The 25,816-nt window shown below is 40.0% G+C and carries 22 protein-coding genes and 4 pseudogenes; 20 read left to right on the forward strand and 6 right to left on the reverse strand.

The genetic code is table 11. The features are described 5' to 3' along the window. Positions 1 to 8 precede the first annotated feature (8 nt). The 3 genes from yidD to rpmH form a co-directional block, all read right to left on the reverse strand. A complete protein-coding gene (gene yidD, locus ACU8V8_RS16545; protein WP_192541280.1) occupies positions 9 to 284 on the reverse strand; it encodes a membrane protein insertion efficiency factor YidD in 276 nt (91 codons plus the stop codon). A gap of 125 nt (positions 285 to 409) precedes the next feature. Continuing rightward, entirely contained in the window at positions 410 to 835 is a 426-nt protein-coding gene (rnpA, locus tag ACU8V8_RS16550) for a ribonuclease P protein component (protein ID WP_016710423.1), read from the reverse strand. 5 nt (positions 836 to 840) lie between these two features. Then, positions 841 to 975: a 50S ribosomal protein L34 gene (rpmH, locus tag ACU8V8_RS16555; RefSeq protein ID WP_004335215.1), complete on the reverse strand. Its 135-nt coding sequence runs from the start codon at positions 973 to 975 to the stop codon at positions 841 to 843. A 508-nt stretch (positions 976 to 1,483) separates the two neighbouring features. Here rpmH and dnaA point away from each other — a divergent pair. From dnaA to ACU8V8_RS16595, 8 genes are all read left to right on the forward strand, one after another. Further along, on the forward strand, positions 1,484 to 2,872 hold the full coding sequence (dnaA, locus tag ACU8V8_RS16560; protein WP_446888225.1) for a chromosomal replication initiator protein DnaA: 1,389 nt from the start codon (positions 1,484 to 1,486) through the stop codon (positions 2,870 to 2,872). 13 nt (positions 2,873 to 2,885) lie between these two features. Then, positions 2,886 to 3,989, forward strand: a complete 1,104-nt coding sequence (dnaN, locus tag ACU8V8_RS16565; RefSeq protein WP_256829194.1) for a DNA polymerase III subunit beta — start codon at positions 2,886 to 2,888, stop codon at positions 3,987 to 3,989. Positions 3,990 to 3,995: 6 nt separating this feature from the next. Continuing rightward, entirely contained in the window at positions 3,996 to 5,090 is a 1,095-nt protein-coding gene (gene recF, locus ACU8V8_RS16570; protein WP_446888226.1) for a DNA replication/repair protein RecF, read from the forward strand. Between the two features lie 12 nt (positions 5,091 to 5,102). After that, the gene (gene gyrB, locus ACU8V8_RS16575) at positions 5,103 to 7,529 is read left to right on the forward strand and encodes a DNA topoisomerase (ATP-hydrolyzing) subunit B (RefSeq protein ID WP_446888227.1); all 2,427 of its coding nucleotides are present in this window, start codon (positions 5,103 to 5,105) and stop codon (positions 7,527 to 7,529) included. Between the two features lie 143 nt (positions 7,530 to 7,672). Then, positions 7,673 to 8,572, forward strand: a complete 900-nt coding sequence (gene glyQ, locus ACU8V8_RS16580; protein WP_087533901.1) for a glycine--tRNA ligase subunit alpha — start codon at positions 7,673 to 7,675, stop codon at positions 8,570 to 8,572. A 2-nt stretch (positions 8,573 to 8,574) separates the two neighbouring features. After that, on the forward strand, positions 8,575 to 10,644 hold the full coding sequence (glyS, locus tag ACU8V8_RS16585; protein WP_446888228.1) for a glycine--tRNA ligase subunit beta: 2,070 nt from the start codon (positions 8,575 to 8,577) through the stop codon (positions 10,642 to 10,644). Between the two features lie 60 nt (positions 10,645 to 10,704). Then, the gene (locus ACU8V8_RS16590; RefSeq protein ID WP_446888229.1) at positions 10,705 to 11,154 is read left to right on the forward strand and encodes a hypothetical protein; all 450 of its coding nucleotides are present in this window, start codon (positions 10,705 to 10,707) and stop codon (positions 11,152 to 11,154) included. Between the two features lie 218 nt (positions 11,155 to 11,372). Further along, positions 11,373 to 11,897 (forward strand): REP-associated tyrosine transposase, encoded by a 525-nt coding sequence (locus ACU8V8_RS16595; RefSeq protein WP_446888230.1) that lies wholly within the window; start codon positions 11,373 to 11,375, stop codon positions 11,895 to 11,897. A gap of 28 nt (positions 11,898 to 11,925) precedes the next feature. On the opposite strand, the gene tusA is transcribed toward ACU8V8_RS16595, so the two are convergent. The 3 genes and pseudogenes from tusA to fadB form a co-directional block, all read right to left on the reverse strand. Further along, a complete protein-coding gene (gene tusA, locus ACU8V8_RS16600; protein ID WP_421962069.1) occupies positions 11,926 to 12,165 on the reverse strand; it encodes a sulfurtransferase TusA in 240 nt (79 codons plus the stop codon). A 191-nt stretch (positions 12,166 to 12,356) separates the two neighbouring features. Next, on the reverse strand, positions 12,357 to 13,526 hold the full coding sequence (fadA, locus tag ACU8V8_RS16605; RefSeq protein ID WP_087533895.1) for an acetyl-CoA C-acyltransferase FadA: 1,170 nt from the start codon (positions 13,524 to 13,526) through the stop codon (positions 12,357 to 12,359). Between the two features lie 4 nt (positions 13,527 to 13,530). After that, a pseudogene (gene fadB, locus ACU8V8_RS16610) lies at positions 13,531 to 15,691 on the reverse strand (fatty acid oxidation complex subunit alpha FadB). 210 nt (positions 15,692 to 15,901) lie between these two features. On the opposite strand from fadB, the gene ACU8V8_RS16615 reads away from it, so the two are divergent. The 12 genes and pseudogenes from ACU8V8_RS16615 to ACU8V8_RS16670 all read left to right on the forward strand — a co-directional run bounded on the left by ACU8V8_RS16615 (position 15,902) and on the right by ACU8V8_RS16670 (position 25,799). After that, positions 15,902 to 17,788, forward strand: a complete 1,887-nt coding sequence (locus ACU8V8_RS16615) for a transglycosylase SLT domain-containing protein (protein WP_446888231.1) — start codon at positions 15,902 to 15,904, stop codon at positions 17,786 to 17,788. A gap of 94 nt (positions 17,789 to 17,882) precedes the next feature. Then, positions 17,883 to 19,206 (forward strand): annotated as a pseudogene (gene pepQ, locus ACU8V8_RS16620) (Xaa-Pro dipeptidase). A gap of 57 nt (positions 19,207 to 19,263) precedes the next feature. Beyond that, positions 19,264 to 19,878 carry a YigZ family protein gene (locus tag ACU8V8_RS16625; protein WP_446888232.1) on the forward strand — a complete coding sequence of 205 codons (615 nt, stop codon included), beginning with the start codon at positions 19,264 to 19,266 and terminating at the stop codon, positions 19,876 to 19,878. A 47-nt stretch (positions 19,879 to 19,925) separates the two neighbouring features. Then, a pseudogene (locus tag ACU8V8_RS16630) lies at positions 19,926 to 21,376 on the forward strand (TrkH family potassium uptake protein). An 83-nt stretch (positions 21,377 to 21,459) separates the two neighbouring features. After that, entirely contained in the window at positions 21,460 to 22,140 is a 681-nt protein-coding gene (locus tag ACU8V8_RS16635; protein ID WP_446888233.1) for a PilZ domain-containing protein, read from the forward strand. 460 nt (positions 22,141 to 22,600) lie between these two features. Continuing rightward, on the forward strand, positions 22,601 to 22,813 hold the full coding sequence (locus ACU8V8_RS16640) for a calmodulin (RefSeq protein WP_446888234.1): 213 nt from the start codon (positions 22,601 to 22,603) through the stop codon (positions 22,811 to 22,813). A 68-nt stretch (positions 22,814 to 22,881) separates the two neighbouring features. Continuing rightward, positions 22,882 to 23,100, forward strand: a complete 219-nt coding sequence (locus ACU8V8_RS16645) for a calmodulin (RefSeq protein WP_087533887.1) — start codon at positions 22,882 to 22,884, stop codon at positions 23,098 to 23,100. Between the two features lie 122 nt (positions 23,101 to 23,222). Continuing rightward, a complete protein-coding gene (locus tag ACU8V8_RS16650) occupies positions 23,223 to 23,435 on the forward strand; it encodes a calmodulin (protein ID WP_446888235.1) in 213 nt (70 codons plus the stop codon). A gap of 148 nt (positions 23,436 to 23,583) precedes the next feature. After that, a pseudogene (locus ACU8V8_RS16655) lies at positions 23,584 to 24,164 on the forward strand (DUF998 domain-containing protein). Positions 24,165 to 24,204: 40 nt separating this feature from the next. Continuing rightward, on the forward strand, positions 24,205 to 24,624 hold the full coding sequence (locus ACU8V8_RS16660) for a GNAT family N-acetyltransferase (protein ID WP_446888236.1): 420 nt from the start codon (positions 24,205 to 24,207) through the stop codon (positions 24,622 to 24,624). Between the two features lie 13 nt (positions 24,625 to 24,637). Then, positions 24,638 to 25,102 (forward strand): OsmC family protein, encoded by a 465-nt coding sequence (locus ACU8V8_RS16665; protein ID WP_446888237.1) that lies wholly within the window; start codon positions 24,638 to 24,640, stop codon positions 25,100 to 25,102. A 484-nt stretch (positions 25,103 to 25,586) separates the two neighbouring features. Next, a complete protein-coding gene (locus ACU8V8_RS16670; protein ID WP_446888238.1) occupies positions 25,587 to 25,799 on the forward strand; it encodes an EF-hand domain-containing protein in 213 nt (70 codons plus the stop codon). The last annotated feature ends 17 nt before the right edge of the window (positions 25,800 to 25,816 follow it).

Raw genomic sequence — 25,816 nt, forward strand, 5'->3', positions numbered from 1 at the left:
AACAGCTCTTATTTCTCGTGTTGGTGGTTAATATGGGTTGTTTTTTCAGGTACGGGGTCGTCTCCGCCTGAATGTAAAGGGTGACATTTTAATATGCGTTTGAGCGCTAACCAACTGCCTTTTACTGATCCGTGCAAATTAATTGCTTGAATAGCATAACTTGAGCAGGTGGGATTAAAACGACAATGCGGGCCTAACAGTGGGCTAATCCACTTTTGATAACCGCGAATTAATAACACTAAAAAGAACTTTGGAAAAGCAACAAGTGGTTTAAGTAACCTCATGATGTTCTATCCTCTGTGTAGATTTAGTGGGTTGATACCATGAATTTAAACACCCGAAACGGAATTTTAAATGCATGATTAAAAGGTGAGCTAAAGATACCTTAATTAACTGTATAATTCTATTGCTATTGGCTTTGTTTATTGGATTTAGCCGATTTGTTAGGGCGCTTTTTAAATGGTGGAGGCTTAGGTGCGCCAGGTTTGCAGCGTTCATTAATTTTACGCCACAATTTAGTTAATTGTTTAGTGAGCTCTTCGTTTGACTGTTCATCAATGCCACTTTTAACCATTAACACAATATCGATATTATCAATGGTGTGCTGATTTAAACGAAAACTTTCGCGAGCAAGACGTTTAATACGGTTACGTTGGCAGGCTTTTTTAACTCGTTTTTTAGCAACTGTAAGGCCTAAGCGAGGTTTTGCTTGGTCATTAGGTTTTGCTAATAAGGTAAAAAAAGGAGTTGCAGCCCGAGCGGGTTCATTAAATATGCGAGAGTAATGCGAGGGAGTTAACAGACGTAACTCCCTGCCAAAGTTAAAGTCTTCCACTTATATTAAGCAGAAAGAACTTTACGGCCTTTAGCGCGGCGACGAGCTAATACTTTACGGCCATTTACAGTTGCCATGCGAGCACGGAAACCGTGAGCACGTTTGCGTTTTAAAACGCTAGGTTGAAAAGTTCTTTTCATAACAATTCCATCCGATCGGTTAAAGGTTAAAACATCCTATGCAGGTCGCGATCCTGGCACAGGTGCCATTGCGAGCGCGAGATATTATAGAGGAAGGCAGCAAAAGTCAATCATAATTACAGCGCAAACACTTTAATTATAAAGGATCTTATTATGGGATCTTATAGGATCATCATTAATATAGAGTTTTCCACAGCCTCTGTATAAAAAGTGCATAAAAGCTTGGGGTAAGTAAATTAGATCATATATTTCAATCGCGATCTAGTGTCTTTTTTGTTATGATCACTCATTAGTATTAAAAATATTATTTGTTTAAAATCAACTTGTTACTGTTTTTTATGGCCGAGATCATATTTTTCAAAAAAATCAATCTTGTACTTGTGGATAAAGTACCTTCATAATACTCGGTCTTGGGTTAATAAATTGCCTAAATAATAGTAATTAAAGTATGATTTTTGGTTGTTTTAATATGACCGGGAATAAAAACTAAATCTTTGGGAGTTTAACTGTGTATCTGTCGGTTTGGCAAAGTTGTTTATATGTATTGCAAGATGAACTGCCTTCGCAGCAGTTCAGTATGTGGGTAAGACCACTACAAGCAGAAAGTACCGAAGATACCCTTACTATTTATGCGCCTAATCGTTTTGTGCTTGATTGGGTAAGAGAGAAGTACCTTAATCGCATTAACGAATTATTGGTTGAGATCTGTAAAGACGAAGCGCCAGAGTTGCGTTTTGATGTTGGCAGTAAGCCGATTCTTAATACACAAATGGCCGCTCCAGTAGTAGAAAGTGCAGCCCCCGTAAATCAACCTGCTGCTAAACAAGCGCCTAAAGCGGTTAAGCAAGCTGTTGAACCCGCGCCTAAGTCCGGATATAAATCAAATATCAAAGAAAACTATACCTTTGATAGTTTTGTCGAGGGTAAATCTAACCAACTAGCCAAAGCGGCAGCAACACAAGTTGCAGATAACCCTGGTGCTGCTTTTAACCCTGTATTTATATATGGCGGAACCGGCTTAGGTAAAACGCACTTATTACATGCGGTAGGTAATGGCATCATGGCGAATAAGCCAGATGCTAAAATCGTGTATATGCATTCAGAGCGGTTTGTACAAGATATGGTAAAAGCGCTGCAAAATAATGCCATTGAAGAATTTAAGCGTTATTATCGTAGTGTTGATGCATTAATGATCGATGATATTCAGTTTTTTGCTAACAAAGAGCGTTCTCAAGAGGAATTTTTCCATACTTTCAATGCATTACTTGAAGGTAACCAACAAATTATTTTAACTTCAGACCGTTATCCAAAAGAGATTGAAGGGGTTGAAGACCGCCTTAAATCACGTTTTGGCTGGGGTTTAACCATTGCTATTGAGCCGCCAGAGCTTGAAACTCGAGTCGCTATTTTGATGAAAAAAGCGCAGCAGAGCAAAATTAATTTACCGCACGAAGTGGCGTTTTTCATTGCGAAAAAACTGCGTTCAAATGTACGTGAGCTAGAAGGTGCGCTTAACCGTGTAATTGCCAACGCTAATTTTACTGGCCGCCCAATTTCAATCGACTTTGTAAAAGAAGCACTACGTGATTTACTTGCTTTGCAAGATAAGCTGGTCACTATTGATAATATTCAACGCACTGTTGCGGAGTATTACCGTATTCGTGTATCAGATTTACTTTCAAAACGTCGTAGTCGCTCTATAGCAAGGCCGCGTCAAGTTGCTATGGCATTATCAAAAGAACTCACTAATCACAGTTTACCTGAAATTGGTGATGCGTTTGGTGGTCGTGACCACACCACCGTATTACATGCGTGTCGCAAAGTTAAATCACTACGTGACGAAAGCCACGAAGTGAAAGAAGATTATCAAAACCTAATAAGAACATTGTCATCTTAAGGCTGACTTTATTATGCAAATAACCATACCAAGAGATCAATTTTTAAAACCTTTAGTGCAAGTGTCGGGTGCTATAGAACGCAAACACACTTTGCCGATTTTATCTAACGTGTTGTTAGAGGTCGTAGATGGTCAGTTGGCCATGACAGGTACTGATCTTGAAATTGAGCTAGTCGCGAACGTCTTTGTTGGTGACGATGTTGAAGATACAAAGCTAACGTTACCAGCCAAAAAATTGCTCGATATTTGTAAAAGTTTACCCGATGGCTGTGAGTTAACTTTATCAAGCCAAGATCATCAACTGCTGTTAACGAGTGGCAAAAGCCGCTTTTCATTAACAACACTTGCAGCTGAAGATTTTCCTAATTTAGAGCAGTGGGATGGTGAAGTTGAGTTTCAGTTAACTCGATTAGAATTACGAAAGCTGTTGGAAAGCACTCACTTTTCAATGGCTAACCAAGACGTGCGTTATTACTTAAATGGTATGTCGTTTGAAGTTGATAATGCTGATATTAAAACAGTCGCAACAGATGGTCACCGTTTAGCGATTGCACAGAAACAACTTGGGCAATCATTAAATACCCAGCGTCAGTTAATTATCCCGCGTAAAGGTGTGCAAGAAATTATGCGCCTAATGGTTGCCGACGAAGAACTGGTCACCATTCAATTTGGCGCTAACCATATTCGAATTATTGATACTGAGTTTACTTTTACCAGCAAGCTGGTTGATGGTCGTTTTCCTGATTATCGTCGAGTATTACCTCGTGGTGGTGATAAAGTCATTACCGCAAATCGTGAATGGTTGCGCAGTGCGTTTCAACGTGTATCTATTTTATCAAACGAAAAGTTTAGAGGCGTACGTTTAAATTTATCGAATGGACTATTAAAAATTACCGCCAATAACCCAGAGCAAGAACAAGCTGAAGAAGTGGTTGAGGTAAATTACCAAGGCGATGACTTAGAAATTGGTTTTAATGTTTCTTATGTGCTTGATGTGTTAAATACACTGAAAACTGAAGATGTTTTATTTACGCTTGCAGATTCAAATAGTAGTGCATTAATTGAAGGTGCAGGTGACGAAGAAGCCATGTACGTTGTTATGCCAATGCGCTTATAAGGTTCTATGAGTTTAAGTCATTTAAGCCTCAATGATTTTAGAAATATTGAGGCGCTTACATTAGAGCCTATAAACGGTATTAATGTAATTTACGGTGATAATGGCAGTGGTAAAACCAGCCTTTTAGAGGCTATTTATTACCTTTCTCATGGCAAATCATTTCGTACACCTAAACATAAAAGCATCATAAAGCACCAGCAAAGTAAGTTTACGATTCATGGTCGAAAAGCGCTTTATAACTTATCTATACCTATCGGTATCAGCAAAAGCTTAAATGGAGATACAGAGCTTAAGATTCAAGGGAAAACTAGCCGTAGAGTCTCTGAGCTCGCACAACTCATGCCTGTTCAGGTTATTACGCCTGAGAGCTATTCGTTATTTTTTGGTGGCCCAAAAGAACGTCGTAAATTTTTAGATTTGGGATTGTTCCACGTGGAACAAGACTTCTTTTATTTGTGGCAATCATTCAATAAAGTACTAAAGCAGCGTAATGCATTATTAAAAAGCAAACCTAGAAATTATTTTGACCAAATTAGGTTTTGGGATAAAGAATTTGTTAGACTGGCTGAACAAATAAATACTTTAAGAATTGCGTATATAAGTAGGTTTAAGCAGCAGTTTTTTGATAAAATGTGTGCAGACTTAACGCTTATTAGCGATTTAGAAATAAACTATCAAGCTGGCTGGAAAGAGACAGAGTCTTTAAGCGAAGCGCTTGAGCAAAACTTTGAACGCGATAGCCGCCAAGGTTTTACAAGTAAAGGCCCACATAAGGCCGATTTTAATTTTAGTGTCTCTGGTAATAGTGTTGAAAATACATTTTCCCGCGGTCAATTGAAACTATTGCTTTATGCGTTAAAAGTAACGCAAAATAGTTTGATTGAATCAGAGACTGAAAAGCAATCTATATTGCTAATAGATGATTTACCTTCAGAACTTGGAGAAGATACAAAAGAGAAGGTCGGCCAATTATTGTCGCACTGTAATTCTCAAATATTTATCTCTGCAATTGAGTCTGAAAGTATTTCTGCTGTGGTGGAACCCATGCAACGAGAACTACAAATGTTCCACGTGAAACATGGCAACCTAATAACAAGATAAGTGGGATTAACCATGTCTGAGAATTACGATTCGTCGAGTATTAAAGTACTAAAAGGATTAGACGCAGTAAGAAAGCGTCCTGGAATGTATATAGGGGACACCGATGATGGCACAGGCTTACACCACATGGTGTTTGAGGTCGTTGATAACTCTATTGATGAAGCCTTAGCTGGCCACTGTGATGACATCTTTGTCACAATTCATTTAGACGGTTCAGTCTCTGTTCGAGATAACGGTCGTGGTATTCCAACTTCAATCCATGAAGAAGAAGGTGTATCTGCTGCTGAAGTTATTATGACGGTACTTCATGCTGGTGGTAAGTTTGATGATAACTCTTATAAAGTATCAGGTGGCTTACACGGTGTGGGTGTTTCCGTTGTAAATGCACTATCAGAAAAACTAAAACTAACTGTTCGCCGTGAAGGTAAGTTACACGAGCAAACTTACACCATGGGTGTACCAGATGCACCACTAGCAGTTATTGGTGACTCTGATAGCTCAGGTACAGAATTACGCTTTTGGCCAAGTGCTGAAACGTTTACTAACTTAGATTTCCATTATGATATTTTAGCCAAACGATTACGCGAATTATCATTCTTGAATTCAGGTGTGAGCATCATCTTAACGGATGAGCGAGAAGAAAATAAATCAGATCACTTCAAATACGAAGGGGGTATTCAAGCATTTGTTGAATATCTAAATCGTAATAAAAACCCAGTACATAAAGGTGTTTTCCATTTTACTCACGAACGTGAAGAAGATGGTATTAGCGTTGAAGTATCTATGCAGTGGAATGATGCGTTCCAAGAAAACATATACTGTTTCACAAATAACATTCCACAGCGTGATGGTGGTACTCACTTAGCGGGCTTTAGATCTGCGCTAACTCGTACGCTTAATAACTATATGGAAAAAGAAGGCTTTAACAAGAAAGCTAAAACAACCAGTAATGCAACGGGCGACGATGCACGTGAAGGCTTAACTGCAGTTGTGAGTGTTAAAGTTCCTGATCCAAAATTCTCATCGCAAACAAAAGACAAGCTAGTATCGAGTGAAGTTAAGTCTGCGGTTGAGCAAGCAATGGCTGAAAAATTCACTGAGTTTTTATTAGAAAACCCAATGGATGCAAAAATCGTTGTTGGTAAAATTATTGATGCGGCACGGGCACGTGAAGCTGCACGTAAAGCACGTGAAATGACTCGTCGTAAAGGTGCTATGGATTTAGCCGGTTTACCGGGTAAACTAGCTGACTGCCAAGAGAAAGACCCCGCACAATCTGAACTATACATAGTGGAGGGTGACTCAGCTGGCGGTTCAGCCAAGCAGGGTCGTAACCGTAAGAATCAAGCGATTCTTCCGCTTAAAGGTAAAATCTTAAACGTTGAAAAAGCACGTTTTGATAAAATGTTATCTTCGCAAGAAGTAGCGACACTGATCACAGCATTAGGTTGTGGTATTGGTCGTGACGAGTATAACCCTGAAAAATTACGTTATCACCGCATCATTATCATGACCGATGCTGACGTGGATGGTTCTCACATTCGTACCTTACTATTGACCTTTTTCTATCGTCAAATGCCAGAAATTGTTGAACGTGGCTATATTTATATTGCGCAACCACCACTTTATAAAGTGAAAAAAGGTAAGCAAGAACGCTATATCAAAGATGATCCTGCATTAGTTGATTACTTAACATCGTTAGCACTAAATGGTGCAGCACTTTATACCGGTGCAGATGCGTCAGCACTTGAAGGTGAAGCACTTGAAAGTATTGTTCACGATTACCAAAATACAGTAAAAGTAATTGAGCGATTAAAACGTAAATACCCTAATACGGTTATGAATCGTTTGATTTATCAAAGCGAGCTTAAAGTTGAGCATCTTGCTGATGAAGAGAAAGTAATCGCGTGGACCAAAGAACTTGTAGATGACTTAATCGAGCGTGACGAAGATGCAACGATTTTCCATGCCGGTACTGAGTACGATACTGAGCGTAATTTATATTACCCAGTTGTGAATATTCGTCAGCATGGTGTGGATAAAGCACACGTATTACATTATGACTTTATTACTTCAAGAGATTACCAACGTATTGCCGTAACAGGTAAAAACATTGCCAATATCATCTCTGAAGGGGCATATATCCAACGTGGTGAAAAAACAAAAGCTGTTGATAACTTTGTGGATGCATTGGATTGGTTGATTGCAGAGTCTAAGCGTGGGATCTATATACAGCGTTATAAAGGACTTGGCGAAATGAACCCAAGTCAACTGTGGGAAACTACAATGGACCCTGATGCTCGTCGTATGCTGCAAGTAACCATTGAAGATGCTGTTGGTGCAGATCAGTTGTTTGCTACATTAATGGGGGATCAAGTAGAGCCTCGTCGTGAATTTATCGAAACGAACGCACTACGCGTAGTTAACCTAGATGTTTAATTGCGAGTAATAATTTAAAAAAGGAGCCAATTGGCTCCTTTTTTATTGGCTGCAATTGCACAAACTGCTTAAAACATGACTACGCACAAGGTATACTGAGGGTAATATTCACGCTACATCACAGCAGATACTAAAAGCCAAATATGCAAAAATATGACGTTAAAACCTTTCAAGGTTTGATCCTGGCTTTACAGGATTACTGGGCACAGCAAGGCTGTGTCATTATTCAGCCACTCGATATGGAAGTTGGCGCGGGTACATTCCACCCACAAACATTCTTAAAGTCTATTGGCCCTGAACCAATGTCTAGCGCCTACGTACAACCGTGTCGTCGTCCTACAGATGGCCGCTATGGTGAAAACCCTAACCGCTTACAACATTACTACCAATTTCAAGTAGTATTAAAGCCATCACCAGAGAACATCCAAGAGCTTTACTTAGGCTCTTTAGCAGCTGTAGGCATAGATACGCTAACAGATGAAGTGCGCTTCGTAGAAGACAACTGGGAATCACCTACATTAGGTGCCTGGGGCCTAGGTTGGGAGATTTGGTTAAACGGTATGGAAGTAACACAGTTTACCTACTTCCAACAAGTCGGTGGCTTAGAGTGTTCACCAGTCACTGGTGAAATTACTTATGGCCTTGAGCGTTTAGCTATGTATATTCAGGGCGTAGACAGTATTTACGATCTGGTATGGGCAGATGGTCCAATGGGACGCGTTACCTATGGTGATGTATTCCATCAAAACGAAGTCGAGCAATCAACTTATAACTTTGAACACGCAAACGTTGCAGACTTATTTGCACAGTTTGATAAATGTGAAGCTGAGAGCGAAAAGCTAATTGAAGCTGGCTTACCATTACCTGCCTACGAGCAAGTAATGAAAGCATCGCACGCATTTAACTTGCTTGATGCGCGTCATGCTATTTCTGTGACAGAGCGTCAACGTTATATATTACGTGTTCGTGCATTATCAAAAGCATGTGCACAAAGTTATTATGATGCACGCGAAGCCCTTGGCTTCCCGCTTTGTAAGGATTAACCATGTCAGCACAAAACTTATTAGTAGAAATTGGCACCGAAGAGCTGCCACCAAAAGCACTGCGTAAATTAGCAGAAGCATTTGCAGAAAATCTAACAGCTGAACTTGAGAGCTTAGAGTTAGCACACCAAGGCGTGAAATGGTATGCATCACCACGTCGTTTAGGTTTACAAGTGGCAGCGCTTGAAGCTAAGCAACAAGATAAAGAAGTTGAAAAGCGTGGCCCTGCAACTAAAGCTGCATTTGACAGTGAAGGTAACCCAACTAAAGCGGCCATGGGTTGGGCACGAGGCTGTGGAATCGACGTAAGTGAAGCACAAACACTAGAAACAGATAAAGGCGCATGGTTATTACACATAGCTAAAGTGGCAGGTAAAGAAACCACTGCTTTATTGAATGATGTAGTAAATAAAGCGCTAGCAAAATTACCGATCCCAAAACCAATGCGTTGGGGCACGAATAAAACACAATTTATTCGACCGGTACATACTGCCACTATTTTGTTTGGCGATAAGCTAATAGAAGGCGAAGTACTTGGTAAAGCAATAAGTAACCAGCTTCAAGGGCACCGTTTTCATCATCCAGAAAAAATTAACATTAACCATGCTGATGAAGTTTTTGACGTACTTAAATCTGCACACGTTGTTGCCGATTACGAGGAACGTAAAGCACAAATTCGTAGCCAAATTGAAGCTGCAGCAAAAGCAGTTAATGCGGTGGTTGCGATGGATGAAGACTTGCTAGAAGAAGTAACTTCTTTAGTTGAGTGGCCAGTGACACTGACCGCAACTTTCGAAGAAGCGTTTTTAGATGTACCAGCAGAAGCGCTGATCTACACCATGAAAGACGACCAAAAATACTTCCCGTTACTAGATCAAGATGGCAAGTTACTTAACAAGTTTTTGTTTGTTTCAAACATTGAAAGCAAAAACCCAAGTGTTGTTATTGCGGGTAACGAAAAAGTAGTGCGCCCACGTTTAGCGGATGCGCAGTTCTTCTTTGAAACAGACAAAAAGAAAACCTTAGAAAGCCGCTTAGAATCACTTGATAGCGTATTGTTCCAAAAACAACTGGGTACGTTGAAAGATAAGTCAGAGCGTATTGCAGCACTTGCTGGTTACATTGCTGAGCAACTAGGTGCAGATAAAACACTGGCGGAGCGCGCCGGCTTACTAAGTAAAACAGACTTAATGACCGAAATGGTGATGGAATTTACTGACGTACAAGGTGTTATGGGCATGCATTACGCACGTCATGACGGTGAAGCCGAAGACGTAGCCATTGCGCAAAATGAGCAGTACATGCCGCGCTTTGCAGGCGACAGTTTACCAACAAACTTAATCAGCTGTGCGGTTGCGATTGCTGATAAGTTTGACACGCTAGTGGGTATCTTCGGAATTGGCCAAGCGCCAAAAGGCGATAAAGACCCGTTTGCACTTCGCCGTGCAGCGATTGGTGCGTTACGTATCATGGTAGAGAAAGAGCTGCCGTTAGACATTCTAGACTTAGTTGCTAAATCACAAAGCTTATTTGGCGAAAAGCTAACTAACTTAAATGTATCAACCGATGTATTTGAGTTTATGCTTGGTCGCTTCCGCGCTTGGTATCAAGATGAAGGTATTCAAGTCGATGTAATTCAAGCGGTACTGGCACGTCGCCCAACTAAGCCTGTTGATTTTGACCGCCGAGTTAAAGCGGTAAGTCACTTCCGTACATTAGACGCCGCAGAAGCACTTGCAGCAGCGAATAAGCGCGTAAGTAACATATTGGCTAAGAATGACATTACAAGCCAAGGTAAGGTCGATGAGAGCTTACTAAGTGATGATGCTGAAAAAGTACTTGCTTCACAGGTTGCTAAGTTCGCAACTGATCTTGCCCCATTATATGCCGCAGGCGATTACCAAGAAGCATTAGCGCAATTAGCAGGTATCCGCGAAAGTGTTGATAACTTCTTTGATAATGTCATGGTGATGGCAGATGATGAAGCCGTTAAGCAAAACCGTTTAGCCTTACTGAGCCAATTAAGTAGCTTATTTTTAGATATTGCTGATATTTCTGTACTACAGAAGTAAGTTCAGCCTAGCTTAAAAAGCCAGCAGCTATGCTGGCTTTTTTGTATAAGAGGTTAACCTATGAAACGTATTTTAACGCTTGCGGTAGTTAGCTTATTAACCGCATGTTCGAGTCAGGTCCAACTCCCAAGTATTGATGATGTATTGCCTAGTAAAGAGCTAGACAAAACCATGTACTTACGCGGTGATTTCACCTTATGGGATGCAGAACCACAATATCAGTTTGAGCAAGTTGCCCCCGCGATTTACCAAGCCAATGTTAAGTTTTCAACACCTGGTAAAGTATACGAATTTAAAATTGCCGATGCAGACTTTAGTGAAGGGTACAATTGTGGTTACAGCGAAGCCGCACCAACAGGGCAGTCATTAATACTCGGCCAAGCCGCCACCGCCGATTGTAATACCATCTATAATTACTTTAGCTTTACCCCAGCAATCAAAGGCAGCTACATTGTTAGCATCGACTATCGTAATTTCGATGAACCGAAAGTGACGATAACCAAGAAATAAGAGCTGTAAGCTGTAGGTTGGGTAGAGTGAAACGAAACCCAACACAAGTTAGGTAAATACTTTTACTCAAACATATATAACAATGTATTTAGGTTGTGAATGAGTGATGGTTACCTTTATAAATGTTGGGTTTCGCAAGACTCAACCCAACCTACATGTGCCTAATTTACTTTGTGTTCTATAATTAAAAAATTCCAATTGTTCATGGATGAATATAGATGCAATATAGGCGGGTTTTAGACTCTGGAGCTTGTTATTTTTTCACATTGACTCTAGAAGACAGAAATAAAGAATACCTAACACAATATATTGATTTATTGCGAAGTGCTTACTCAAAAGTTATTAAAAGGTACCCACTAGAAACAATTGCAATTGTTATCATGCCCGATCACCTACATGCTCTATGGCAACTTCCTGAAAATGATAGCGGCTATGCTTTGCGCTGGCGATTAATTAAAAGTAACTTCTCACGCTCATTACCGATAGATGAGTTTCGCAGCAAAAGCCGAATTGCTAAATCTGAGCGAGGCATATGGCAACGTCGTTACTGGGAGCATAAAATTAGAGACGATAATGATCTGCAAAACCATATTAACTACATTCATTATAATCCTGTGAAACATAAATATGTAACCAGAGCTGTTGATTGGCCATATTCTAGTTTTCATAAATATGTAAATTCAGGGACATTAGCTGTTGATTGGGGAATTGATGCTGTAAATATCAGTGTAGACGTAGAATAATTTTCTGTTGGGTTTCGTTTCACTCAACCTACAATCCTTTCTTCACCAAATACCGATACGGCACGGCGTCAACTTCTTTAGCCACCAACGTGTGATCCATAAATGTGCAGAAACTAGGGATATCACGGGTAGTGGATGGGTCGTCGGCGATGATTAGTAAGGTTTCGCCTTCTGCCATTTTGCGTACCGCACCGCGGATCATCATGACAGGCTCTGGGCAACGTAGGCCGATGGCGTCTAATTGGTGATCGGGATTATCAAAACTCATGGCGGTGACCTTTATCAAGTGGCGCTTAACGATTAATTTAAGGCTGCTAGTTTAACGACCTCGCTGCAATAAATAAAGTCACTTCAGTTATGCTTTTTAAGCTACAAAGCACAGCATATAAAAAAAGCCGCGTTGATTTATAAATCAGCGCGGCCTTTTATCACCAAGAGTTGGTTACGTGTATAAGCTAATTAGTCTTGTACACGCTCAAATACAGTTGCGATGCCTTGGCCTAAACCAATACACATAGTCGCTAAACCATATTTTGCGTTTTTGTCTTCCATTAAGTGAATTAATGATGTGCTAATACGCGAACCAGAACAACCAAGCGGGTGTCCAAGTGCAATTGCGCCACCATTTAGATTCACTTTTTCATCAACCACATCTGCAAGACCTAAGTCTTTTAATACGGGTAATGATTGTGCTGCGAATGCCTCGTTAAGTTCAGCAACGTCGATGTCATCAATAGTGATACCCGCTTGTGCAAGTGCTTTTTTACTTGCTGGTACTGGGCCGTAACCCATGATTGATGGATCGCAACCCGCAACCGCCATTGCTTTAACACGAGCACGAATTGGTAGGCCCAATGCTTTGGCTTTTTCTTCGCTCATTACTAGCATTGCTGATGCGCCGTCCGAAAGTGCTGAAGAAGTACCAGCAGTAACAGAGCCCGTAGCAGGGTTAAATACTGGACGTAGCTGCGATAGGCCTTCTACTGTTGTTTCTGGGCGAATTACTTCGTCGTCTTCAACAAGAATTAATGAGCCATCTGCATCGTGACCTTCCATTGCGAGAATTTCGCGGCGGAAGCGGCCTTCAACAGTTGCAGCATGTGCACGTTGGTGTGAACGGTATGCAAATTCATCTTGCTGCTGACGGCTAATGCCGTGAATAGTAGCAAGGTACTCTGCAGTTAAACCCATTGAACCAGACGCTTGTGCAATTGATGTTGCTAAGCCTGGGTGAAAGTCATTACCGTGTGTCATAGGTACGTGGCCCATGTGCTCAACACCACCAATGAGGTAAGTGTCACCAGCGCCAGTCATAATAGCGCGAGCAGCGTCATGCAATGCTTGCATAGATGAGCCACATAAGCGGTTTACTGTCGTTGCTGGTACTGAATGCGGAATACCGGCAAGTAATGATGCGTTACGAGCAACGTTAAAGCCTTGCTCTAAAGTTTGTTGTACACAACCCCAATAAATATCATCAATTGATGCAGGATCAACCGCTGGGTTACGTTCAAGTAGGCCCTTCATTAAGTGGGCGCTTAAGTCTTCGGCACGCTTGTGTTTGAATACGCCGCCTTTAGAGCGGCCCATTGGCGTGCGGATACAATCTACAATTACTGGATTATTCATGGTCTTATCCTTCCACCTTATAGAATACACGGCCTTCTTCAGCCCATTTGCGAGTTTGCTCTGATACTTGGTAAATCGCACCTAGGTGAGCATATTTGTCGGCTGTTGCCACAAAGTTAGCTAAACCAGTTTGATCTAAGTAACGGAACGCGCCGCCTCTAAATGGAGGGAAACCGATACCGTAAATAAGTGCCATATCTGCTTCTTGTGGCGAAGCAACAATACCTTCTTGTAAACAAAGTAATACTTCGTTAATCATTGGCACCATACAGCGGTCAATAATTTCTTGTTTATCAAATTCTTTTGGTGCATCAGTGATTGAGTTTAGTAATTCAACAGCTTGTGGGTCTTGGGCTTTTTTCAAGCGACCACGGCGGTCTGGTGCATATTGGTAGAAGCCTGCTTTGTTCTTTTGACCATAACGTTTTTCGTTGGCAAATACAGTAACAGGATCTTTCTCTTGACGAGACATACGCTCAGGGAAACCGTCAGCCATAACACCGGTACAATGGTATGCGGTATCAATACCTACAACATCTAGTAAGTAGGCTGGGCCCATTGGCCAACCAAATACGCTTTCCATTACTTTATCTACTTTTGCGAAGTTAGCGCCTTCAACAACGAGCTTGCTAAAGCCTGCAAAGTAAGGGAATAAAACACGGTTAACAAAGAAGCCAGGGCAATCATTAACAACAATCGGTGATTTACCCAATTTTAATGCGTAATCTACCACTGCATTAATTGTTTGCTCTGAGGTTTTTTTCACCGCGAATAATTTCAACAAGAGGCATTTTAGGCACTGGGTTAAAGAAGTGCATACCGCAGAAATTTTCAGGCTTGTCGAGCGCCGTAGCTAATTCATCAATACGAATAGTTGAGGTGTTTGATGTAAGTACAGTGCCTTCTGGCATGTCTTTTTCAAGTTGTGATAACACCGCTTGTTTAACTTTAGGGTTTTCAACAACCGCTTCAACAATGATATCTGCGCTTTGTAGGTCGCTATCATTTAGAGTCGGTTTGATTTTACCTAGTGTGGCAACCATTTTATCCATTGCCATGTGGCCGCGTTTAACTTTAGCACCTAATAGTTTAGATGCTTCACCCATACCTAAATCAAGGGCATCCTGCTGGATGTCTTTCATTATGATAGGCGTGCCTTTATACGCAGATTGATAAGCGATACCGCCACCCATGATGCCTGCGCCTAATACAGCGGCTTGCTTGATTTCAACATCGCTGGTTTTAGCCGATTTTCGTGCTTTACCTTTGATGTATTGGTCTGCTAAGAAAATACCTGTTTGTGCTGCTGCTTCTGGTGTACGAGCTAGTTTTGCAAAGTTGGCATTTTCAATTGCCATTGCTTCATCGCGAGTACAGTTAGCCGCTGCTTTAATAGTGCGAACTGCCATAACTGGTGCAGGATAGTGGCCTTTGGTTTTACCCATAACCATACCTTCAGCCATTGCAAAGCTCATGCCTTGCTCAACGCGGTTTAGTTTAAGCGGTTGTAGCTTAACATTACGCTTTGCTTGCCAATCTAACTTTCCAGAAATAGCTAGTTCAAGTGTTGAAATACTTGACTCTAAAAGTTTGTCAGCACTAACTACGGCATCAACTGCACCTACCTTTAGGGCGTCAGCAGCACGGTTTTCTGTGCCTGAAGTGATCCAAAGCATCGCATTATCAGCGCCAACTATGCGTGGTAAGCGAACAGTACCACCAAAACCAGGCATGATACCAAGTTTAACTTCTGGAAGGCCAATTTTAGCCGTAGTACTGGCAACGCGATAATCGGTAGCAAGTACCCACTCACATCCACCACCAAGTGCTAAGCCGTTTATTGCACTTAACGTTGGGAAAGGTAGGTCTTCTAATGCGTCAAATACGTCAGTGGCATCTTTGATCCAGTTAACTAATTCAGCTTCTGGTTTAGTAAACGTTGGTAAAAATTCAAAAATATCGGCGCCAATAATAAAGTGGTCTTTATCACTGGTAAAAATCATGCCTTTGATATCTGTATTTGCTGCTAATTCTTTTAATGCAGAGGCGCAATCTTTCAAGGTTTGCTGAGACAAAGTGTTTACAGAACCTGCAACACAAAATTTGAACTCGGCGATATTATCCTTGATGAAAGCAACTTCAAAGGAATCGCTCTTATATAACATTATTATTCTCCCTAGTGTGTGAACTAAGACTGGTACGATGAGTTTGCATTTCAATCAGTGTGCTTGCTTTAAATTAAAAATGCAACGAAAAATTTACTATGCTGTGTTACTACTGGTTAAAATATAGCTGGTTTGGTGCTAAGGTGTAGGTGAAGTTTTTAGCTGAATTTATATTTTTATTTTTGAGTACTTTTAATCGTAAAGGTCATCATGAAAAAACATTTATTAGGTTGGACGGCAGCTGCATTATTTCTCCCTCTTTTTTCTGCCGGGGCCAATGACAAACATGACGCGTTTTTAGACGCTGAAAAAAAAGTACGTTATAGCGACTATAAAGAATTTCAAGACGTTATTAATAACCTGGATCATCCACTTAAGCCGTATGTCGAGAAAACCTATTGGCAGCGACATCCAAATGTGAAGTATCAAACAGAGATAGAAAATTACTTAACGGTTTATCAAAACACACCACTTGAATGGCCTGTGCGTAAATCTTGGCTACAATATTTGCGTAAGCATGATCACAAGGCTACTTACATAAATAACTATCGTAAAACGACTAACAATGAACTCACCTGTACTTACTTGCAATACCAGCTTGATTTAGGCGCGCCAGAAAAAGCAATTTTAAGCCAAGTGAGTGATTTGTGGGTGGTTGGTAAGTCACAACCTAAGGAATGCGACTCGTTATTTAGTTTATGGAGCAAAAAAGGTTACCTTAACCAAGATCGTGTTTGGCAGCGTATTACTTTAGCTGCTCAAGGTGGCGACAGGAGTTTACTTTCGTATTTAAAAACGTTACTCCCGAAAAATGAACAGTACTTAGCTGACTTATACAAAAAAGTACGCAGTGATCCAAGTGCCGCTGCTGGGCTTTATCGGTATAAAAATAAAACAGTTAAAGAAAGTGAAATAGCTCACTATGGTGTGAAGCGATTAGTTTGGCGTGATAGAGATTTAGCGCTAAAGGCGTGGGAAAAACTTGATAAAATGTTTGCCTACTCTGATGAGGAAAAAGCAGATGTGTATTACACCTTCGCTTTGTCATTAGCATCGAGTGGACATAAACAAGCGCGGTTCTGGTTAAACAAAGTTCCTAAGGAACGCCAAGATCGTAAATTAATGCAGTGGCAATTGGGTAATATGTTAAAAGCTCAAGATTGGTCGGGCATAGTGGCGTTTTTTACAGGTAAAGAAAACCTTAGCCTTGGCCAGCAATATTGGCTTGCTTATAGCTTAGCGCAGCGCGGTGATACACAACGTGCCAATGCTATTTGGCAAACGGTGGCGAAAGAGCGTGATTACTACGGGTTTTTAGCTGCTGCGAGATTAAATATACCAGTGCAATTAAACAATCAGCCATTGCAAGTCAGTGATGCGTTAGTGGCAGAAGTTGCGCAAGCACCAGGTTTTAAGCGTGCCAAAGCGCTTTATGAGCTAGAGCGTTTTACCTCAGCGAGACGAGAGTGGAATTATCTTACACGTACCTCCAGTGAACAAGAAAAGCTCGCAGCGTCAAAGCTTGCGGCAGAGCTTGATTGGTACGACAGCACCATTTATACCTTGGCACAAATCAAAGCATGGGATTATGTTGAGCTGCGTTTTCCATTTGCCTTTCAAGACTTATTTGAACGCTATAGCAAACGTAATCATATTGATATGACTTGGAGCATTGCTATATCGCGTCGAGAAAGCTCCTTTGCACCGGATGCACGTTCGCATGCTAATGCACGTGGTTTAATGCAGTTACTACCTAGCACAGCAAAATACGTAAATAAAAGCACTGTATCGAGTAAGCGGCTTAATCAACCAAAAACTAATATTCGTTTAGGCACTCAGTATTTAGAGTACTTAAAAAAGAAAAATCATGGTAATGAAGTGCTCGCCACAGCATCGTATAATGCTGGGTATCATCGTATAAAACGCTGGTTACCTGATGACGCTATGCCAGCAGAGTTGTGGGTTGAGCTTATCCCATATCGTGAAACACGTAATTACGTTAAAAATGTGTTTGCTTATCGTCAGGTGTATCACACACGTTTAGGGCGAGAGGGTAATATACTCGAACCGATACTCGACATGAAAATGGGCGGTTAACCTTATTCAGGTACGCTTTGACGTATCTACATTGGGGGTTATATGAGTCTATGGTAGACTCTCGCACAAGTTAAATTTAACAGATGGGTTTTCTATGGATAAATTAGCCGTTTCATACGCCGAACATATTGCAACACTGCAACAGCGTACGCGTACTATTATTGATCGTGAAGGTTTAGAAGGTTTAGTGATTCATTCAGGCCAAGCTAAACGCCAGTTTTTAGACGACATGTATTACCCGTTTAAAGTTAATCCTCATTTTAAAGCTTGGTTACCGGTCATTGATAATCCTCACTGTTGGATTGTAGTGAATGGCAGTGATAAGCCAAAACTGATTTTTTATCGCCCCGTTGATTTTTGGCACAAAGTACCTGATGAACCTCGTGATTTTTGGGCTGATTACTTTGATATTGAACTTCTTTTAAAGCCAGATCAGGTTGAGAAGTTATTACCGTACGATAAAGAAAAGTATGCGTATATCGGTGAGTATCTCGAAGTAGCGCAAGCGCTTGGCTTTAGCGTTATGAACCCTGAGCCGGTTATAAATTATCTAAACTATCATCGTGCATATAAAACACAATATGAACTTGAATGTTTACGCCAAGCAAACCGTATAGCGGTAGATGGCCACAAAGCAGCGCGAGATGCTTTCTTTGCTGGTGGTTTCTGAGTTTGATATTCAACAAGCCTATTTAATCGCAACACGCCAAAGTGAAAACGAAATGCCGTATGGCAACATTGTTGCACTTAACGAAAATTGCGCTATTTTGCATTATACGCACTTTGACCCAGTAGCACCTAAAGAGCATAAATCATTTTTAATCGATGCTGGTGCTAACTTTAATGGTTATGCCGCAGATATTACCCGTACTTATGACTTTAAAAAGTCAGGTGAATTTGCTGATTTGATTAACGTTATGACTGAACATCAAATTGCATTAGGCGGTGCCTTAAAGCCAGGCTTACTGTACGGTGAGTTACACCTTGATTGTCACCAACGTATGGCGCAGGTACTGAGTGACTTTAATATTGTTAAACTGCCAGCTGCTGAAATTGTTGAACGCGGTATTACTTCAACTTTCTTCCCGCATGGTCTTGGCCATCACCTTGGTTTGCAAGTTCATGATATGGGTGGGTTTATGGCAGATGAGAAAGGCGGTCACCAAGCTCCACCAGAAGGGCACCCGTTCTTACGATGCACTCGTTTAATTGAGAAGAACCAAGTGTTTACGATTGAGCCTGGGTTATATTTTATCGATTCATTATTAGGTGATTTAGCGCAAACTGACAACAAACAGTTTATTAACTGGGAAAAAGTTGAAGCGTTCAAACCATTTGGTGGTATTCGTATAGAAGATAACATCATAGTACACGAAGATAGCTTAGAGAATATGACGCGCGACTTACACTTAGATTAAGTTGTAAGCTAGCGAGAGAAGGGGCCTGTTGGCCCCATTTTTTTGGTTAAGTAAAATATGTCAGAATACAAATACCCTGCAGATGATGTGTTTCATCAAGAAGAAATAAAAAAAAGTACGTTTATTGTGCATATTGCACATACCCCAGATTTAGCTGCAGCCAAAGCATTTATAAAAAATATTGAAGAAAAGTACGCCGATGCACGGCATAACTGTTGGGCTCACGTTGCTGGAAACCCAGGGGGCAGTCATGTATATGGCTTTTCAGATGATGGAGAACCAAATGGTACTGCAGGCAAACCTATGCTAAATGTTTTAGTTGGCTCTGGCTTGGGTGAAATTACAGCGGTAGTTACCCGTTATTTTGGTGGGATTAAACTGGGTACCGGTGGCTTGGTGCGTGCTTACGGTGGCTCTCTTAATAACGCTTTAGCAAAATTAAACACTGTGGTGAAAGTACCCAGTGTAGAGCTTACAGGTTTTACTGATTACAGCGTTCAAGGTGCTATTGAACAATTATTAAAAACAAAATATCAAGTACTTAATATTGAAAAGCAATTTACTGCTAATATTGAATGGACTATTACTATAGATAGCCGCGAGGCAGCTCAAGCAATCAAAGATATTTATGATTTGAGCCATGGCGCGGTTGAGTTAAAAGTTAAACAGTAAGACAATAACCAACAGTTAATGAAAATACCTAAATAAGCGATAGCTAAATGCAATTTCGTACCATAATAAAAATTCTTGGCCAACTTGTTGTACTGTTTAGTATTACCATGGTCCCGCCAGCAGTTGTATCATTGATATATAAAGATGGTGGTGGTGTACCATTTGTATTAGCATTTATTTTTAGTGTTGTTATTGGCTTAATCGCATATTATCCAAATCGACAAGAGCATGGTGATTTAAAAGCACGCGAAGGGTTTTTAATTGTGGTGCTATTTTGGTTAGTGCTGGGGGCATTTGCTTCTATCCCGCTTATCTTTTTGCAAGAACCAAATCTCTCTCTGGCTGACGCTGTATTTGAAGCATTCTCAGGCCTTACCACTACTGGGGCGACTGTATTAACAGGGATTGAATATTTACCTAAATCGGTATTATTCTATCGCCAACAACTTCAATGGCTTGGTGGAATGGGGATTATTGTACTGGCCGTTGCTATATTACCAATGCTTGGTGTTGGTGGTATGCAGTTATATAGAGCTGAAATACCTGGCCCAGTCAAAGACTCAAAAATGACCCCGCGTATAGCTGATACAGCGAAGCACCTTTGGTACATTTATGTATCGCTAACTATTACATGTATGCTGGCGTATTGGGCAGCAGGGATGGATTGGTTTGATGCTATTTGCCATGCATTTTCTACTATAGCTATTGGCGGCTTTTCCACTTATGACGCATCAATAGGTCACTTTGATAGTCCACTAATTAACTTTATCTGTGTGGTCTTTTTAATTATCGCAGCTGTAAATTTTACGCTTCATTATGCTGCCGTTTCTAGTCGAAACTTAAAAATTTATATTCGAGATCCAGAGTTTAAAGTATTTTTGTTTATTCAATTAGCATTAGTTGTTGTGTGTTTTACAGTATTGTCGTCGAATAACATTTATGCGAATGGTGATGAAACCCTTGATCAGGCTTTATTCCAAGCTGTATCTATGAGTACTACCGCAGGGTTTGCCACAGACACTTTTTCTACGTGGCCATTGTTTTTACCTATCTTGTTAATTTTCTCTAGTTTTATTGGTGGTTGCGCGGGCTCAACGGGTGGAGGAATGAAAGTCGTACGCGTGTTCTTGCTTTACTTACAAGGTGTGCGCGAGCTTAATCGGTTGGTACATCCTCGGGCAATCTACTCAATTAAACTGGGTCGTAAAGCACTTCCAGACAAAGTTGTTGAAGCTGTATGGGGATTTTTTCTGCGTACGCACTCGTATTCGTTATTATAATGTTAGCTTTGATGGGAACGGGTATGGATAACATTACCGCTTTCTCGGCAACTGCAGCTTGCTTAAATAACTTAGGGCCAGGGCTTGGTGAGGTGGCTAGCCATTATGGTGCCGTGAGCGATGCAGCTAAGTGGCTATTAACCATAGCTATGGTGTTTGGTCGATTAGAAATATTTACGCTATTAGTATTGTTTACACCAACATTTTGGCGAGGATAGTTCAGACTTTAGGGTTATCGCTGTTTTATCTCTATTTAGGTTAATATAAATACTCTATTAATATTAGTATGTGGTGAAAGGGAATGCCAAAAACGAAGTTACAACTCAATTTAGAAAAGCTGGGTAAGATCACTGCGGGAACACTTGTTGATGTAGAAATATTGACTCCCACAGACAGCAAACGAGTAAAAACTGAATTTATTGGGCTTCTCAATAATCGTTTTATTGTACTTAACTACCCATCGGTCAGACGTTTACATAACGCAGGTGAATATCTTAAAGATGGCGTAGTGCTTATTATTCGAGCTGTACTTGAAAGTGGAGGGGGACAGGTTATTGCCTTTCGCCAACAAGTTATGTCAGTTGCATCACACCCTGCAAGATTGATTTTTATAGACTTTCCAACACAAGTACAATTATTTAGTTTACGCTCACATACGCGCATACCCACCTTATTGCCTGCAGAAATTAAACTAAGTGATGGACGCCAGTGGCTAGGGGTTATTAAAGACATCTCGGCAACTGGAGTTATGTTTGAAATTAAAAGCAAAGAAGACTTATCAGGCCTCAAAAACACTCAGTGTAATATCTTACTTGATAAAGAGAATAAGGGGATGAGAGAATTTAGTGGCCAAATATGCAGTGTTCGTAGTTTGGCAACTCAGGTGCAGTTTGGTGTGCAGCTGCATGCAAGTGAAGATGAAATGAAAAAATTTATGAAAGATCACTTTATCGATCTCTCCGTATTAGAACCTTTAGTCTAAGATACTTTTGCTGATATTCGCTATTTTGCAACAAACTAGCTAATATTTCAAAACTGAGTATTTAGCTTATCTTTAATTATCATTGAAAAACAAACTTGTTATTAATTATCAATTGGTTAGTCTATTTTTTGATTTAGATAATATCTATTATTTTATTTTTTATTCCTCATTTGTATATTCAACAACCCTCCCTCGACTTATAAAAAACTCTAGGTGTAACTTTTGTATCATTTTATATATTTTTAACTAGTTGATTATATTGTTAATTTATTTTCCTTTGCTGAGGTTGTTGCTAAATAGCAACAAAAAGGTCTACTAAAGCAAACGAAAAAATTAAAGGTTCAATTTAACGTATTGATATTAATGTTATTTTTAATTTTGGCATCGAAGTTGTAATAGTCTTATTGAAATAAACGAAACGCGATAATTAATCGCAGCCATAACTTGAAGGAATATAATTATGAACACGTTAAATAAAACATTAGCACTAATCGCATTAGCTTCGTCATCAGCAGCGTTTGCTGCAACAGATTTCGACACCCTAGACGTTGATGGTAATGGTGTAATTAGTCAAAGCGAAGCGTCAGTAGATACCGAGTTACTAAGCAAGTTCGCAGAGCTTGATACTGACCAAAATGGTGAGTTATCAAAAGAAGAGTACTCAAAAGCTTAATTCTTTTGCAATGGAATGTTGAAAAGGATTTCTTAAATATTTAAAACGACAGTGAAAGGAGCTTAGTGATGAGTTCATTTAGCAAGGCAATAGCACTTATAGCGATAACTTGTTCATCATCTGTATTTGCATTTGAGGCATTAGATTTTAACACTCTTGATGTAAATGATGATGGTGCCATCAGCTTGGTTGAAGCAAAAGAAGATGCTGAGTTATTTAATCAATTTGCACAGCGTGATGCTGACCAAAATGGTGAGTTATCAAAAGAAGAGTATTCAAGAGCATAACTGAGTTTATCCTGAGTTGCCAAAGACAATCTAAGTGGGCAAGGAGCCCATGACAAAGGATAACAAGGACAGTCTCAATTGAATTTACACATTTTTTTGATAGTACATTGAAGGATTATATTATGAATACATTAAACAAAACATTAGCACTTATTGCATTGGCATCTTCATCTGCGGCTTTTGCAGCTGTAGACTTTGAAGAGTTAGATATTGATGGCAGTGGTGCACTTAGCCAGCAAGAAGCATCAATGGGTGGCATTACCTCAGCAACATTTGCTGAGCTTGATACCGATGGCAACGGTGAGTTATCAAAACAAGAGTTTGATAACGCATAAATTTAGCCTGTGCTTACGCGAAATGGATTTTACCCTAAACTAAAGCAGCCAACCTCAGGCTGCTTTTTTCATATTTAATACGCAAAGTATACAAGGTCACTGAACGAGTTTATTATCATGGTAGTTTGACTACACATGGAAGTAAATTATGTTTGAATTATTAGCTTATACTGCAATTATCGCAAGTATTTGGATTGTAATTGGTGTTTTTACAGTCGCTAAACTTATAGCCATAATAAACAATTTTGCAGCGAGCTTGGCGCAGCAGGAAGTGCGACAGAAAAATTATCTCCCCTTATAAACAACTACCCTTTAGGCATACTTTTTTGCGCTTTTGGTTGGTATGTAATTAATCTTGAAAATGCACCTATATTAGTTGTTTTAGTGGGCTGGCTTTCTATTGTCCATGGTATAGGAACTTGGGTCGCTGGGTATTTCCCAATGGATGCAAACCCTTATACAGAATCACCTACTGTAACTTGCCAAGTCCATTCTTGGGCAGGATTAGTTATGCTATTGTCATTATTGATCGCGCCAATTTTAATCGCGATAAGTGATTACTTATCCATTAGCTTTAGAGTGTTTTCAGCCTGCTTTGTTTGCGTCACCTGTTATTTTTGCTTCAAGCTAACTAAAGCATTTAAACAGCGCACAAATGCAGGGGCTTATCAAAGATTAGCATATGGTGTGCAGTTGATTTGGTTAAGCGCTTTTTCTTTAATTATTTAAGCTTACTGGTTTTAGTGTATTAGAGCAGGAGTCATATTTAATGCTAGACGATAAATTGAAAGTGGAATTTAACGCCCCGACCCTTGAAGAATATATTTTTTTGAGGGAAAAGGTAGGATGGGGTGAGGTAGATAAACAGATGGCAAGTGTTAGTTTATATAACTCACTATTTCATGTCGTGATCCGCCAAGAACAGAGACTGATTGGAATGGGTCGTGTAATTGGTGATGGAGGCTTATTTTTTTATGTTCAAGATGTGGCTGTCGAACCAGACTTTCAAAGGCAAGGTATTGGTGCATTGATTATGAATAATATAGAAATGTATTTGACGGGCGCAGCAAAAAAAGGTGCAACAGTAGGATTGTTTTCAGTTAAAGGGAGGGAGAGTTTTTATAATCGTTATAGCTACCGTGACAGACCTAATGCAGTATTAGGCTGCGGGATGTGTAAATTTATATAAGGTGGGAGTTTTAATGTCTGAGTATAGTGCGAAAGTGACTTGGTCACGCAACCCTAGCGAATCGTTTGTAGATAATAAATACAGCCGAGCTCACCAGTGGCAGTTTGATGGTGGAGCGGCCATTGAAGCCTCGTCATCGCCACATATCGTGCCATTACCTTACTCAGTTGCTGAAAATGTTGACCCAGAAGAGGCTTTTATAGCCTCACTTTCGAGTTGCCATATGTTGTTCTTTTTATCAATAGCTGCAAAAAAGCGGTTTGTGGTTCAGAGTTATACCGATAATGCTGTTGGCGTAATGGAAAAAGGGGCTGATAACCGTATGGCCATGACTGAGGTTGTGTTAAAACCGTGCGTTAAGTTCTCTGGCGAGCAAGCAACTATCGAGCAGCTTGAAGAATTGCATCATCAAGCACATGAACTATGCTTTATTGCTAATTCAGTAAAGACCAAAGTAACTACTGAGGTTGTTTTATAAAATAAAGCGCAGTGATTTAAATCACTGCTTTCGCTTATTTGCAACAAACCTTACGATTTACACAAATACGACGAATTAATTTATAGATTTTATAAAAATAAATTAAATAGTTAAATTTAATCAACATGTTAAGAAGTTAAATTAATTTAATAAGCTTCTTCAAAAAATGCTGTTCAGCAAGCGTTTACCTCTATTTTAGTTAATAAAACCCTTTTAATTATCCCTTCTTCAATATTGTGTCTTTTTTATTAAATCTAACTGTTTGAAAATAAAGGTTTTTATTTTCGTTAGGGAAGAGGTGTTGCTAAACAGCAACATATATTTCAGCAAATAGTTGTTATTATTGCTGATATTCCTTTCAACTGTATGTTTTAAAAGGGTTTATCAATCTTGGCATTGAAGTTGTAATACTTAACTCGAACGAAACGAAAACGTGGTTAAGCTTTTAATCGCATCGTACATAAACTTTGAAGGAAGATTGATTATGAACACATTAAATAAAACCTTAGCACTTATCGCACTAGCTTCTTCATCAGCGGCATTTGCTGCTACAGACTTCGATACGCTTGACGTAGATGGCAATGGTGTTATCAGCCAAAGCGAAGCATCAGTTGATGCTGCATTAATGAGTAAGTTTACAGAGCTGGATACAGACGGCAACGGTGAACTTTCGAAAGAAGAGTTTTCAAAGGCTTAATAGAGCCACAGGGATCT

This window comes from Pseudoalteromonas sp. SaAl2, assembly GCF_052947895.1.